The organism is Methylobacterium sp. yr668 (assembly GCF_900116245.1).
Lineage (GTDB): Bacteria > Pseudomonadota > Alphaproteobacteria > Rhizobiales > Beijerinckiaceae > Methylobacterium.
The window spans coordinates 128,794-142,073 of sequence record NZ_FOZY01000006.1 but is presented as its reverse complement, the minus strand read 5'-3'; the positions used below and the strand labels follow the sequence as shown (position 1 = coordinate 142,073).

9 protein-coding genes are annotated in these 13,280 nt (G+C 74.0%); 4 read left to right on the top strand and 5 right to left on the bottom strand.

The features are described from left to right. Positions 1-101: 101 nt before the first annotated feature. The 3 genes from BM419_RS09875 to BM419_RS09865 all read right to left on the bottom strand — a co-directional run bounded on the left by BM419_RS09875 (position 102) and on the right by BM419_RS09865 (position 7,001). Entirely contained in the window at positions 102-1,001 is a 900-nt protein-coding gene (locus BM419_RS09875) for a transglutaminase family protein (protein ID WP_091677708.1), read from the bottom strand. Next, the gene (locus BM419_RS09870; protein ID WP_020093311.1) at positions 998-3,535 is read right to left on the bottom strand and encodes a circularly permuted type 2 ATP-grasp protein; all 2,538 of its coding nucleotides are present in this window, start codon (positions 3,533-3,535) and stop codon (positions 998-1,000) included. Before BM419_RS09870 ends, BM419_RS09875 begins: the two co-directional genes overlap by 4 nt. Positions 3,536-3,710: 175 nt before the next feature. Further along, positions 3,711-7,001 carry a transglutaminase family protein gene (locus BM419_RS09865; RefSeq protein ID WP_091926398.1) on the bottom strand — a complete coding sequence of 1,097 codons (3,291 nt, stop codon included), beginning with the start codon at positions 6,999-7,001 and terminating at the stop codon, positions 3,711-3,713. Positions 7,002-7,198: 197 nt separating this feature from the next. Here BM419_RS09865 and BM419_RS09860 point away from each other — a divergent pair, with 197 nt between their 5' ends. After that, positions 7,199-8,395 carry a zinc-binding metallopeptidase family protein gene (locus tag BM419_RS09860; RefSeq protein WP_026604947.1) on the top strand — a complete coding sequence of 399 codons (1,197 nt, stop codon included), beginning with the start codon at positions 7,199-7,201 and terminating at the stop codon, positions 8,393-8,395. A 68-nt stretch (positions 8,396-8,463) separates the two neighbouring features. On the opposite strand, the gene mntR is transcribed toward BM419_RS09860, so the two are convergent. Next, positions 8,464-8,925 carry a manganese-binding transcriptional regulator MntR gene (mntR, locus tag BM419_RS09855; RefSeq protein WP_020093314.1) on the bottom strand — a complete coding sequence of 154 codons (462 nt, stop codon included), beginning with the start codon at positions 8,923-8,925 and terminating at the stop codon, positions 8,464-8,466. 173 nt (positions 8,926-9,098) lie between these two features. On the opposite strand from mntR, the gene BM419_RS09850 reads away from it, so the two are divergent. Beyond that, the gene (locus BM419_RS09850) at positions 9,099-10,427 is read left to right on the top strand and encodes an Nramp family divalent metal transporter (protein ID WP_091926318.1); all 1,329 of its coding nucleotides are present in this window, start codon (positions 9,099-9,101) and stop codon (positions 10,425-10,427) included. Positions 10,428-10,496: 69 nt separating this feature from the next. Here BM419_RS09850 and BM419_RS09845 read toward each other — a convergent pair whose 3' ends face one another. Further along, the gene (locus tag BM419_RS09845) at positions 10,497-12,185 is read right to left on the bottom strand and encodes a thiamine pyrophosphate-binding protein (protein ID WP_091926317.1); all 1,689 of its coding nucleotides are present in this window, start codon (positions 12,183-12,185) and stop codon (positions 10,497-10,499) included. Positions 12,186-12,393: 208 nt separating this feature from the next. Between BM419_RS09845 and BM419_RS09840 the strand changes: the two genes are divergently transcribed. Further along, positions 12,394-12,840 carry a DUF1236 domain-containing protein gene (locus BM419_RS09840; protein WP_082557747.1) on the top strand — a complete coding sequence of 149 codons (447 nt, stop codon included), beginning with the start codon at positions 12,394-12,396 and terminating at the stop codon, positions 12,838-12,840. Between the two features lie 117 nt (positions 12,841-12,957). Beyond that, complete coding sequence (locus BM419_RS09835) at positions 12,958-13,245, top strand: hypothetical protein (protein WP_091926316.1); 288 nt, start codon at positions 12,958-12,960, stop codon at positions 13,243-13,245. Positions 13,246-13,280: the final 35 nt, after the last annotated feature.

Sequence of the window (13,280 nt, the reverse complement as noted above, 5' to 3'; positions counted from 1 at the left end):
GTCCTTGCGGGCGGAGCGGAGCGATCCGGTGTCGCGCCACCTTCGGGGATGTCGCGCCGCCCTGGGTCGCTTCGCTGCGCTCGCGATGACGGAGCGTCACCTCATCCCACCAGCGCGAGATCCCGCGTCTCGGTGTCGGGGATGACGTCGACCTCGACCTTGAGGCGCTGCTTGCCCGAGCCGCTGACGATGCCGTCGACCGGCGCCACGTCGCCGTAATCGCGGCCGCGGGCCACCACGATGTGGTCGTCCCGCACCGCGACGCCGTTGGTCGGGTCGAGGCCGAGCCAGCCGGTGCCGCACCAGACCGCCACCCAGGCGTGGCTCGCATCCGCCCCGCGCAGGCGCGGGCGGCCGGGCGGCGGCACCGTGCGCAGGTAGCCGCTGACATAGGCCGCGGGCAGGCCCATGCCGCGCAGGGCCGCGATCATCACGTGGGCGAAGTCCTGGCAGACCCCGGCCCGGAGCGCGAAGGAGTCGGCGAGCGGCGTCGAGACGGTGGTGGCCTTGGAATCGAAGCGGAAATCCCGGCCGATCCGCAGCATCAGGTCGTGGGCCGCCCCGTAGGCGCTGCGGCCGGCGGCGAAGCTCGGCCGCGCGTAGTCGGTGATCGCGGGCAGCAGCGGCACCCGGCCGCTCGGGAACAGGAAATGCACCGGCGCCCGGCCGCCGAGGTCGCGCCCGGCGAGAACGGCGTCGCGGACCCGCTCCCAGGCCATCCCGGATTCGGGCGGCGGCGGGGCCGGGCGCTCGACCCGCACGGTGGAGAGCGCCTCGACGCTGAAGGTGGTGTGGGGCGTCTCCAGGGTGATCGCCACCGCGTCGATCCCGAGATAGTCGCGCCGCATCACCGCGCGGGCGGGGCTCGGGTCGATCGTGACCGCGCTCGCCAGCACGCTCTGGCCCTCGCAATCCTGCGGCTTGAGCCGCAGGGTGCAGCGGGCGAAGTGCACCGGCCGGCCGTAGCGGTAGGCGGTGCGGTGGCGCAGCGTGTAGATCACGCGAGCCCCGTCAGCTTCTCGGGGCGCAGCGCGTTCGGCCCGGTGGGGAAATAGCGGGCCGCGATGCCGTCGGCGAGGCGCTCGAGGTCGGTCGCGAGCGCGGTCAGGCGCACGGCGTCGAAATCCGCGGCCTCGCCGCTGCGCAACTCCGCCAGGATCCGGGTCGCGAGGCGGCAATGGGGCTCGGGGATCCCGTCCGCGGCGAGCGCCGGCAGGTCGGCGAGGTGCCGGGTGATCGCCTCCGCCTGGAAGGCGATCGAGCGCGGGTTGTAGGGGTCGAGCAGCACCATGTCGCGCACGGGGTCGAGGGCCGCCCCCTGCAGGTAGCGCCGCCCGTAGCTGATCTGCGAATCGCACAGGGACAGCATCACCCCGAGGCAGCCGGGGGTCGCCTCGTCGTTGGCGAAGGCCAGCGCGAAGGCGCCGGTGTTGATCGCCCGCTCGATCCGCCGCCCGAGCTCGATGAAGTGCCAGCCCTCGGCGCGGCTCATGTTCTCGTGGGTGAGGCCGGCGAGCGCCGCGAGCTGGCTCAGGGCCCGCTCGGCCCGGCCCGCGAGCTGCGACTCGGTGAAGGCCCGCTCGGTGTTGAGGGACAGGAACTCGTTCAGGTCGGCGAGCACCCGCCACGCCTCGCCCGACAGGCGGGCGCGGAGCGCGGCGGCGTTGCGGCGGGCCGCGATGACGTGGGACCGGGCCGAGCCCGGCCGGTCGCGCCCGGCCAGCGCCTCCTGGGCGAGGCTGGCGGTCGGCAGGTCGGCGGCCGCGATGGCGCCCCACTCGTGCAGCAGCGCCCGGAGCGCCAGGGCCGCCGGCGTGTCGAGGGCGCCCGAGATGTCGGTCCCGACGGCGTCGCCGACGCTGCGCAGGTGGGCCAGCACCAGCCGGATCACCGCCTCGCCGCGCTCCAAGTAGCGGCCGAGCCAGAACAGGCCGTCGGCGGCCCGGGCGGGGAGGTGCCCGCCGACCCGCCGCACCCGCGGCGCCGCCTGCGTGCCGATCAGGGGCGCGGCGACCGGCTCCTCGGACAGGACCCAGACGTCGGCGGAGCGGATGCCGAGCCGCAGCTCGATCGGGTCGACGTCCTCGCGCTCCGAGACCCGGCAGAAGCCGCCGGGCATGACCTGCCAGCCGAGGGGCGTCCGCGCGGCGAAGACGCGGACCACGAAGGGGCGGGGCGTCAGGAACAGGCCGTCCGGGCCGCGCTCCCAGCCCGGCATCGTCGAGAGCGGCGCCGCCTCCTGGGCGACGTAGTCGAAGGGCCGGTCGCGCAGGGCCGCCACGACCCGCTCGCGCTCGGCTGCCAGGACCGGGCCCGCCAGGATCGCGTCGCGCCCCGCCCCGCGCTGGGGCGTAGCGGCCGGGCGCAGGGTCAGGCTGTCGAGGTTGGCCCGCGCGTGCGCCAGGCCCTCGAGGTCGCCGCACCACCACGTGCGCGGGTGGCCGAGCCGCAGGGGCTCGCCGAGGACGCGCCGGGCGATGCCGTCGAGATAGGGGGCGAGGGCAGCCGACTCGACGAGCCCCGCGCCCGGCATGTTGGCCATCACCAGGGAGCCGTTGCGCAGGGCGTCGAGGATGCCGGGCACGCCGAGGCGCGAGGCCGGGTTCAGCTCCAGGGGGTCGAGGAAGTCGGCGTCGATCCGCCGCCACAGGGCGTCGGCCCGCTTCAGGCCCGAGACGGTGCGCACGTGCAGGCGCCCGTCGCGCATGACGAGGTCGTCGCCCTCCACCAGCATCAGGCCGAGGTAGCGGGCGAGCGCCGCCTGCTCGACGTAGGTGCTGCTGTAGGGGCCGGAGGTCAGCAGGCAGATCCGCGGGTCGGCGCGCTCCGCCCCCAGCGCCAGCCCGTCGCGGAACGCCTGGAAGAAGGCCGGCAGGCGCTCGACGTGGAGGTCCTGGAAGAAGTCCGGGAAGGTCCGGGCCAGGACCATGCGGTTCTCCAGCGCCCAGCCGAGGCCCGAGGGCGCCTGGGTCCGGTCGGCGAGCACCTGCCAGCGCCCGTCCGGTCCCCGGCCGAGATCGGCCGCGTAGAGCTTGAGGTAGTGGCCGCCGGGGGGCGCGACCCCGTGGAGCGGGTGCAGGAACTCGGGCGTGCCGGCCACGATCGCGGCGGGGAGGAGCCCCTCGGCGACCAGCCGGCCCTCGCCGTAGGCGTCGGCGAGGATCGCCTCCATCAGCTCCGCGCGCTGGACGATGCCGGCGCTGAGCGCCGCCCATTCCGGCCCCTCGATCACCAGGGGCAGGCAGCCCAGCGGCCAGGGGTGCTCGCGCTGGTCGCCGGCGATGCGGAACGAGATGCCCGCGTCCCGGATGTGCCGCTCCGCCGCGACGAACCGGGCCATGATCTCCGGCTCGGTGAGGCCGCCGAGACGGTCGAGCAGTCGCGGCCACGCCCCGCGGGGCGCGCCGTCGGCGCCTAGGAACTCGTCCGGCCGGCCGGGGGCGGGGCGGTAGCCCGCGCTCCAGCGGGCGACGCGCTCGCGCGCGCCCTCCGGCCGCTCGGCCCGGCCGCGGCTGCCCGCGAGCGCCGCCTCCATCACGGATCCCGGGTCATCGCGGCTCGCGGATCCACGCAGCGTGGACGACGACGCGGCCGCAGAGCGGAGCGCGGGTCGCTCTCCCGCACGGGAGCGGGGGCGGGGGCGGGGGCGGGGGCGCGTCGCGCTCTGTCGACCGCGCCGGTGTCCGCCCCGGATGTCCGAACATCGCGGGTCATTGCGGGGCCGGCGTCCGCAGGTCGAGGGTCAGCGGGAACTCGGCGCTCGATTCCGGGCGGGGCATCTCCATCCGGCCCGGCGTGTGGCCGTTCGGCTGGAAGCGGGCGAGGCGCCGCCCCTCCGCCTCGTAGGCGTTGACCGGGTGGGTCTCGTAGTTGCGCCCGCCCGGATGGGCGACGTGGTAGCGGCAGCCGCCGAGGGAGCGGCCGCTCCAGGCGTCGAGGATGTCGAAGGTCAGCGGCGAGTGCGCGGGGATCGTCGGATGCAGGGAGGAGGCCGGCTGCCACGCCTTGAAGCGCAGGCCCGCCACGGCCTCGCCGCCGCGGCCGGTGGAGGTCATGGGCAGGCGGCGGCCGTTGCAGGCGATGACGTGCCGCTCGGGCACGAAGCCCTCGACCCTGACCTGCAGCCGCTCGACCGAGCTGTCCACGAAGCGCACGGTGCCCCCGCTGGTCCCTTCCTCGCCCATCACGTGCCAGGGCTCCAGCGCCTGGCGGAGTTCCATCCGGACCCCGCCCTGCTCGACCGTGCCGAAGACCGGGAACCGGAACAGGGCCTGCGCCTCGAAGGCGACCGGATCGAAATCGTACCCCGCCGCCCGGAGATCCTCCAGCACCGCGAGGAAGTCGGACCAGAGGAAATGCGGCAGCATGAACCGATCGTGGAGGTTCGTGCCCCAGCGGACACAGCCGCCGGTCTGCGGCTCGCGCCACAGCCACGCCACGAGGGCGCGGAGCAGGAGCTGCTGCGCGAGGCTCATCCGCGCGTCCGGCGGCATCTCGAAGGCGCGGAACTCCAGGAGGCCGAGGCGCCCGGTCGGGCCGTCCGGCGAGTACAGCTTGTCGATGCAGATCTCGGCCCGGTGGGTATTGCCGGTGACGTCGACGAGGATGTTGCGGAAGATCCGGTCGACGAGCCAGCGCGGGATGTTGGGCGCGTCCGGGGCCGGCACCTGGGCCAGCGCGATCTCCAGCTCGTAGAGCCCGTCGTGGCGGGCCTCGTCCATGCGCGGCGCCTGGCTCGTGGGCCCGATATAGAGGCCCGAGAACAGGTACGAGAGCGCGGGGTGGCGCTGCCAGTAGAGCACGAGGCTCTTGAGCAGGTCGGGCCGGCGCAGGAACGGGGAATCGTCCGGCGTGACGCCGCCCATGACCACGTGGTTGCCGCCGCCGGTGCCGGTGTGGCGCCCGTCGGTCATGAATTTTTCCGCGCCGAGCCGGGTCTGGCGGGCCTCGGCGTAGAGGTCGGTGGTGATGGCGACCGCCTCCCGCCACGAGGCGGCCGGGTGGACGTTCACCTCGATCACGCCGGGATCGGGCGTCACCTTGATGACGCCGATCCGCGGGTCGTAGGGCGGCTCGTAGCCCTCGAGGTGGATCGGCAGCTTCAGCGCGGCGGCGGCCGCCTCCAGGTGGCCCGCGAGTTCCAGATACTCGTCGGCGCGCTGCACCGGCGGCATGAACACCCGCACCACCCCGTCCCGGGGCTCGAACGACAGGGCCGTGCGCACCGCCACGCCGGTGATGCCGGAGCCGTTGACCACAGCGGCGCCGGGATGGCCCTCGGGGTGCCCGTCGGGGAGGGCGGCGCGGGGCTCCAGCGGGTCCTGCGGCTGGTAGTAGGGATAGTGCTCCGGCGGCACGTAGGGCAGCGACGACAGCGGCAGGCGGAAGCCCACGGGCGAGTCCCCCGGCACCAGGAAGGCGGCGCCGCGCCGGAAGTCCCACGTCTCCGAGATCCAGACGCGGTCGGCCTCGCCGCCCTTGCCGGTGGGCAGGCTCGCCAGCGGCAGGACGTAGCCGGCCGCCTCCCCGAGGCCCCGCGCGTAGACCCGCCTGATCCGGGCGTCGAACTCCACCGAGCCCGACTTGGCGTCGGCCGGCGTGACGTTGACCGGCAGCTCCGCGGTCTTCCGCTCCCAGAGCTCCCCGTCCTCGAAGGCCGGGAAGACGTAGTCGGCGAGGCCGAGGCGGCGGGCCAGCGCGTCGGCGAGCGCCTCGGCCTGCGCGATGGTGGCGTGCCCCGCCTCCCCGGCGGCCACCTCCGGCGCGATCAGGTCCGGGTCGCGCCAGATCGGCTTGCCGTCCTTGCGCCAGTAGAGCGCGAAGGCCCAGCGGGGCAGGCTCTCGCCGGGATACCACTTGCCCTGGCCGTAATGGAGCAGCCCTCCCGGGCCGAACCGGTCGCGCAGGCGCCGGATCAGCTGGTCGGCGAGCCCGCGCTTGGTCGGGCCGACGGCCGCGATGTTCCACTCGGGCGATTCGAAATCGTCCACCGACACGAAGGTCGGCTCGCCGCCCATGGTCAGCCGCACGTCCTGCGCGGCGAGGTCGGCGTCGACCCGCTCGCCCAGCGCGTCCATGGCGGTCCAGACGTCCTCCGAGAACGGCTTGGTGATCCGCGGCGTCTCGGCGACGCGGGTGATCGTCATCGCGAAGTCGAAGGTGGTCTCGGCCGGCTCCATCGCCCCCGAGATCGGCGCGGCCGAGTGGTAGTGCGGCGTCGCGGCGAGCGGGATGTGGCCCTCGCCGGTGAGCAGGCCCGACGTGGCGTCCATGCCGACCCAGCCGGCGCCCGGCAGGTAGACCTCGGCCCAGGCGTGCAGGTCGGTGAAGTCCGCCGACGCGCCGGTCGGCCCGTCGACCGCGGTCGTGTCGGGCACGAGCTGGATCAGGTAGCCGGAGACGAACCGGGCGGCGAGGCCGATCCGGCGCAGCACCTGCACGAGCAGCCACGCCGAGTCGCGGCAGGAGCCGCTCTTCAGCCGCAGGGTCTCGGCGGGGGTCTGCACGCCCGGCTCCATGCGGACGCCGTAGGCGGTCTCCCGGGCGATCAGGCCGTTCAGCGCCACCAGGAACTGGACCGTGCTGGTCTCCTCCGGGAGACGGGCCAGCAGCGCCTCCATCTCGGGACAATCCGCGTCGACGGGCGTGAGATACGGGGCCAGCTCCCCGGCGAGGGCGGGGTCGTACGCGAAGGGCCGGACCTGGGCGTAATCCTCCACGAAGAAGTCGAACGGGTTGATCACCGCCATGTCGGCCGTGAGGTCGACCTCGATCCTCAGCTCGTCGGACTTCTCGGGGAAGACCAGGCGGGCGAGCCAGTTGCCGCTCGGATCCTGTTGCCAGTTCAGGAAGTGGTTGGCGGGCGTCACCGTGAGCGCGTAGGCCGGGACCTTGGTACGGGCGTGGGGGGCCGGGCGCAGGCGGATCACCTGGGGGCCCAGGCTGATCGGCCGGTCGTAGCGGTAATGCGTGACGTGGTGCAGGGCGGCTCTGATCGACACGATGGCTCCGTCGAAAGGATCGAACGCGGTCGCGCTGCCGGTCCCTGGCGCCGGCGCCCACCGCACGGTTATGCGACACGGATCGCGCAACAAGCAATTTCCGTGCGTCGCCCGGCCGTCCGGGCCGCTGGCAGGAACTTTGCCGCCCGGCCCCGCTTGACCGGCAGGTGGGCCGGCCGCCGGCCCGGGACTGCGCGATGAAGATCTTCCAGTGCCAGGCCTGCGACCAGCCGGTCACCTTCGAGGCGACCGCCTGCGAGAGCTGCGCGCGGCCGCTGGGCTACGCCTGCGCGGTCCACGAGGTCTCGGCGCTGGAGCCGCAGGGGCTCTCGGCCCACCCGCTGATGGGCGGCGCGCAGATCTTCCACGCCTACGCGGATCCCGGCCGGCGCTACCGGCTGTGCAACAACGCCCTCGCGCAGGCCTGCAACTGGCTGGTGCCGGAGGATAGCCCCGACATCTACTGCACCGCCTGCCGCCACAACCGCGTGGTGCCGGACCTGTCGCAGCCCTGGAACCTCGCCCGCTGGCGCCAGATCGAGGCGGCCAAGCACCGGCTGTTCTACTCGCTGCTGCGCCTGGAACTGCCGCTCGCCACCCGCGCCCAGTACACGGACGGGCTGGCCTTCGACTTCCTGGTCGACCCGTCCGAGAGCGTCTCCGGCGGGCCGCCGGTGCTGACGGGCCACATCAACGGCCTGATCACCATGAACATCGCCGAGGCCGACGACGTCGAGCGGGAGCGCCGCCGGATCCTGTTCGGCGAGCATTATCGCACGCTGCTCGGCCATTTCCGGCACGAGATCGGGCATTACTTCTGGTACCTGCTGGTGCTGAACAGCCCCGACTGGGACGCCTTCCGGGCGCTGTTCGGCGACGAGCGCCGCGACTACGTCCAGGCGCTGCAGGACCACTATGCGAGGGGCGCCCCCGCCGACTGGGACGAGGCCTACGTCTCGGCCTACGCCACGGCCCATCCGTGGGAGGATTTCGCCGAGACCTTCGCGCATTACCTGCACATCGTCGACACGGTGGAGACCGCCTCGACCTTCGAGCTGCACGTGCGCCCGCGCCTGCGCCAGCGGGGGCCTTCCGGGCCGCAGGCGCCGACCGTGATCGACTTCGACCCGTACAACACGGCCGACCTCGACCGGCTGATCGCCGCGTGGCTGCCGCTCACCTACGCGATCAACTCGCTGTCCCACAGCATGGGCCAGCCGGCGCTCTACCCGTTCAAGCTGACGCCCGCGGTGATCGCCAAGCTCGCCTTCGTGCACGAGCGGGTCTACGCCTCCCGCACCGGCACCCTGCCGGATGCCGGCGCGGCGGGCGCCGAGATGCTCCGCGCGGTGATCCTGGGCCTGCGCCAGAAGGTGGCGGCGCCGACGGCGTGAGGGTGTCGGTCGCGGCAGACACAACGTCTCCGCGAGCGGCGCGAGGCGATGACGGTCGGAGGGGCGCCTCACGCCCCCCCGTGCCGCTCCGCGAAGGCGCGGAACGCCGCGAGCGTCTCGGCGCTGACGTGGTGCTCGATCCCCTCCGCGTCCCGCCGCGCGGTCTCGGGGCTTACGCCCAGCGCGCACAGGAAGCGCTCGACGATGCGGTGGCGCTCCCGGGCCTGGGCGGCGAGCCGGCGGCCGGCCTCGGTCAGAAACACGCCGCGATAGGGCCGCTGCTGGACGAACCCGTCCTCGCACAGGCGCTTCAGCATCTTGGCGACGGTCGGCTGCGCCACGCCGAGCCGGGCCGCGATGTCCACCTGCCGCGCCTCGCCGCCGTCGCCGATCAGGTCGTCGATCAGCTCGACGTAATCCTCCACGAGTTCCGAGCGCCGGGCCTCGCGGGCCTGGCGGAAGCTCTCCACGTGGCGCTCGGGATCGACCAGCGCGGTCTCGGGCGAGCCCGGCTCGGACGGTTCCTGCATCGGCTCTCCCCCACCGCGGTCCGCGCGGGCCGCCCCGACCCCTGTCTAGCAAACACCGCCACCTCGAGGGGAGTCCCGTGGGGCCGATACCGGCGGCCGCTGCCAGCCCCTTGAATCCTGACCGCGAACCCTGAATATAGCCTCCGCTATATCTTTGAGGAGAGGGTTCGAGCATGGTGGCGCCGAACGCCGCGACGGCCCCCGGGCGCGCCGCGCCCGGGGCGATGAGCCGGCGGACCGAGGGCGCGATCCGCGACGTCCTCGACGGCCGTCCCGGCGGCCGGGCCCGGTTCCTGCTGTTCGCCGGCCCCGCCGTGACGGCGTCGATCGCCTACATGGACCCCGGCAACTTCGCGACCAACATCCAGGCCGGCGCCCGCTACGGCTACGGCCTGCTCTGGGTGGTGCTGCTCGCGAACCTGACGGCGATGCTGTTCCAGGCCCTGTCGGCCAAGCTCGGCATTGTCACGGGCAAGAACCTCGCCGAGCACTGCCGGGACGCGACGACGCGGCCGGTGCGCCTCGCCCTGTGGGGCATCAGCGAGGTCGCCGCCATGGCGACCGACCTCGCGGAGTTCCTCGGCGGCGCGATCGGCCTGTCGCTGCTCACCGGCATGCCGCTCATGGCCGGCATGGCGATCACCGCGGTGGTCACCTACGCGATCCTGCTCCTGGAGCACGAGGGCTTCCGGCCGCTAGAGATCGCCATCGGCGCGATGGTCGGCACGATCGGCCTCTGCTACGCGGTCGAGCTCCTGATCGCGCCCGTGGCCTGGGGCGAGGCCGCCAAGGGCCTCGTCACCCCGCGGATCCCGGACGCGCAGGCGCTCACCATCGCGGTCGGGATCATCGGCGCCACCGTGATGCCGCACGCGCTGTTCCTGCATTCGGGCCTGACCCAGGGCCGGGGCAATCCCCGCACCGAGGCCGACCGGCGCCTGCTGGTCCGCTACTCGAACCGCGAGGTGGTGGTGGCGCTGCTGCTGGCGGGCCTCGTCAACATGGCGATGGTGATCATGGCGGCGGCCGCCTTCCACGTCGGCCACAGCGAGGTGGCGGAGATCGGCGAGGCCTACCGCACCCTGACGCCGCTTCTCGGGCCCGCCGCGGGGGCGGCCTTCCTGGTGTCGCTGCTCGCCTCCGGGATCTCCTCCTCGGTGGTGGGCACGCTCGCCGGGCAATTGGTGATGCAGGGCTTCACCGGCTGGCGCATCCCGCTCCTCGTCCGCCGGCTCGTGACCATGCTGCCGGCCTTCGCGGTGGTGGCGATCGGGGTCGACCCGACGCAGGCGCTGGTCCTGTCGCAGGTGGTGCTGTCGCTCGCCCTGCCGGTGCCGATGGTGGCCCTGGTGGTGTTCACCCGGCGCCGCAGCGTGATGGGGCCCTTCGCCAACGGCCCGCTCACCCAGGCCGCCGCCGTGGCGGGGGCCGCCCTGGTGCTCGCCCTCAACATGGTGCTGCTGGCGGTCGCCTTCGGGGTGCGGGTGCCGGGGCTGGAGTGAGAGCTCCGCCGGCAGATCCACCGGCAGCCCTGCCGACAGCCCTGCCGACAGCCCCGCCGACGGCCCCGCTCAGGTCGCCCGCACCACCACCTCCACGAGGTTGGCGCCCCCCGAGCGGATCCCGGCCTCGATCGCCGGGGCGATGTCGGCCGCCCGGGTCACCCGCCGGGCGGGCACGCCCATCGAGGCGGCCAGCGCCGGGAAGTCGATCCGCGGGTCGGTGAGGTCCATGGCGATGAAGCGGTTGGCGCGCACCGAGGCGTAGTGCGCCTGGCCCTTCATGAAGGTCTTGAGGATGTTGTACTCGGCGTTGTTGATCACCACGAAGGTGACCGGCAGCTTCTCGTGCGCCGCCGTCCAGAGGGCCTGCGGCGAGTACAGCGCGGCCCCGTCGCCGACCACGCAGACCACGGGCGCCCGGTCGAGCCCGAGGGAGAAGCCGACCGCGGCCGGCATGCCCCAGCCGAGCACGCCGCCGCGCATCGCCGCGTACTGGTGCGCGGAGGGGCTGTCGAGGAAGGTGCGCAGGTGGGTGAGCGTCGCGGGCGCCTCGTCCACGATGGTGGTCTCGGCCCCGACCGCGCGGGCGACCTCCCGGGCGGCGACTAGCGGCGCGATCACCGGATCCTCGAAGGCCGCGTCGGCGGCGGCGGCGAGCTTCGCCCGGCGCTCGGCCCGGGCGGTCACCGCCTGGGCGCGCAGGCCCGCGAAGGCGTCGGCCCGGTCGACGAGGCGGGGCGCGAGCAGCGGCAGCAGGGCGTCGAGGGAGGCGCGGATGTCGCCCACCGTCGACAGGCAGGTGGCGTAGGTGCGCCCGAGGTCGCGCACGTCCGCCGAGAGCTGGAACACCTGCACCCCCGGCGGCACCGCCGAGACCTCCGAGTAGAGCACGGTGATCAGCGACTTGCCGCCGAGCGCGAACACCGCGTCGTAGCGCCCGAGGATGTCGGCGATGGCGTCGGCCCGGGTCGGCAGGTTCCCGGCCCAGAGCGGGTGCGCGGTGGGGAAGGGGATGTGGGCCGGCCAGGACGAGCCGTAGACCGGCGCCGCCAGCAGGTCGGCGAGCGCCACCATCTGCGCCGAGGCGTCCGAGGCGTCGATCTCGTCGCCCGCGATCAGCGCGAGGCGGCCCGGCGCGATGGCGGCGAGCTTCTCCGCGAGGCGGTCGAGGGAGCCCGCCACGGCCCGCTGGTCGATGGTCGAGGTCTCGCCGGCCGGCACCGCCGACAGCGCCTCCATCACGTCCATGGGCAGGGACAGGAAGACCGGCCCGGAGGGGGCGGCCCCCGCGTCGTGGAAGGCCCGGCGCAGCAGGATCGGGATCTGGTCCGGGCTCGTCACCTCGCGGGCCCACTTCATCACCGGGTCGGCGATGGCGACGAGGTCGCCCATCAGCAGCGGGTCGGTCAGGGCGTGGCGGAGATCCTGCTGCCCGGCGGTGACCACCAGCGGCGTGCCGGAGACCTGGGAATTCACCAGCCCGCCCATGGCGTGGCCGAGGCCGCCCGCCGTGTGCAGGTTGAGGAAGGCGGGCCGGCGGGCGCCCTGCGCGTAGCCGTCCGCCATCGCCACGGCGGTCGCCTCCTGCAAGGCGAGGATGTAGGCGATGTCCGGCGCCTCGGTGAGCGCGTCGATGAGCGGCAACTCGGTGGTGCCGGGATTGCCGAAGATGTAGCGCACGCCCTCCGAGCGCAGCACCTCCACCAAGAGGTCGGCGCCCCGGCGGCGGCCGGCGGTCTCCACGGTCTCGATCGGCATGCCCTGTCCTCTCCGACGGAATCAGCCGGAGGCTACCCCATGGGCGGACCGGGGCAATGCCGGCACCGCCCCCCCCCGCCGCCCCGCGCCGGGCGGCGACCGATCGGCAACCGATCGGCAGGCTTTTCGGCGTAGCCTCCGGCCGGGACGCGCCCGCGCCCCCGGGCGCAGGCCTGCCGATCCACGCCACCGACCAGGACGACACATCATGCGGATCGCGGCGTCCCTCGCGCTCCTCGCCACCCTGGTGGCTCCCCCGACAGCCACCCTGACAGCCGCCCTGGGCCTCGCCGCGGGCGCGCGGGCGCAGGGGCTCGAGCGCGGGGCCCAGGAGGGCGCCTCGCGCGGCGAGGAGATGGCGGGCCCCCTCGGGGCGATCGTCGGCGGCGCGATCGGTGCGGCCGTGGGCACCGCCAACGGCATCCTCGGCGTCGACCGGCGGGAGCGGTTCCGCATCTACGCCCGCGGCGAGCGCCGCCCCTCCATCGCGCTCGCGGGACCCGTGCGGGTCGGCACGGTGCTCCCGGAGGACGGCATCGTGTACTACGATGTCCCGCGGGAGTTCGCCCTGCCGGATTACAGCTACACGATCGTCAACGACCACCCGGTCCTCGTCGACCCGCGGTCGCGCCGGATCGTTGAGGTGATCGACTGACGGCCCGGGCGGCCGGCCGGGGATCCGGCGCGAGGGAGAGGGCGAGCCGATGCCGAGAAGGGTGGGGATCCGGGCGATGCTCCCGTCGGCGCTCCCGGTGACGGGCCTGGTGACGGGATGAGCGCGCGCGACGCCGCGGATGCCGGACGACGGCACTGGTTCTACGACAGCCGGATCTTGGTCTGCACCTTCTGCCTGTTCGCGGTCATGGTCATCTTCTGGCAGGTGAGCCGGTTCGAGGGTTTCCAGCCGATCTTCACCTGCGCGCGCAATCAGGACGTCGATCGCGACCTGCTCTCCGTCGGGATGCGCGCCTGCATGGGCGACGCGCCCTCGCAGGCCGCCCAGGCGCGCTGCATGCACGTCGTCTACCTGCTGGCCTGCACGGACGAGCGGTGGCGCTGACGCCGCCGCGCGCGGGCCCGTCCGCGGCGGGGCGG

What these genes read in the sequence shown, in the direction of transcription:
- BM419_RS09870 (WP_020093311.1), bottom strand. Translation starts at nt 3,535, where the DNA reads ATGGAGGCGGCGCTCGCGGGCAGCCGCGGCCGGGCCGAGCGGCCGGAG.
- BM419_RS09860 (WP_026604947.1), top strand. Translation starts at nt 7,199, where the DNA reads ATGAAGATCTTCCAGTGCCAGGCCTGCGACCAGCCGGTCACCTTCGAG.
- mntR (WP_020093314.1), bottom strand. Translation starts at nt 8,925, where the DNA reads ATGCAGGAACCGTCCGAGCCGGGCTCGCCCGAGACCGCGCTGGTCGAT.
- BM419_RS09850 (WP_091926318.1), top strand. Translation starts at nt 9,099, where the DNA reads ATGGTGGCGCCGAACGCCGCGACGGCCCCCGGGCGCGCCGCGCCCGGG.
- BM419_RS09845 (WP_091926317.1), bottom strand. Translation starts at nt 12,185, where the DNA reads ATGCCGATCGAGACCGTGGAGACCGCCGGCCGCCGCCGGGGCGCCGAC.
- BM419_RS09840 (WP_082557747.1), top strand. Translation starts at nt 12,394, where the DNA reads ATGCGGATCGCGGCGTCCCTCGCGCTCCTCGCCACCCTGGTGGCTCCC.
- BM419_RS09835 (WP_091926316.1), top strand. Translation starts at nt 12,958, where the DNA reads ATGAGCGCGCGCGACGCCGCGGATGCCGGACGACGGCACTGGTTCTAC.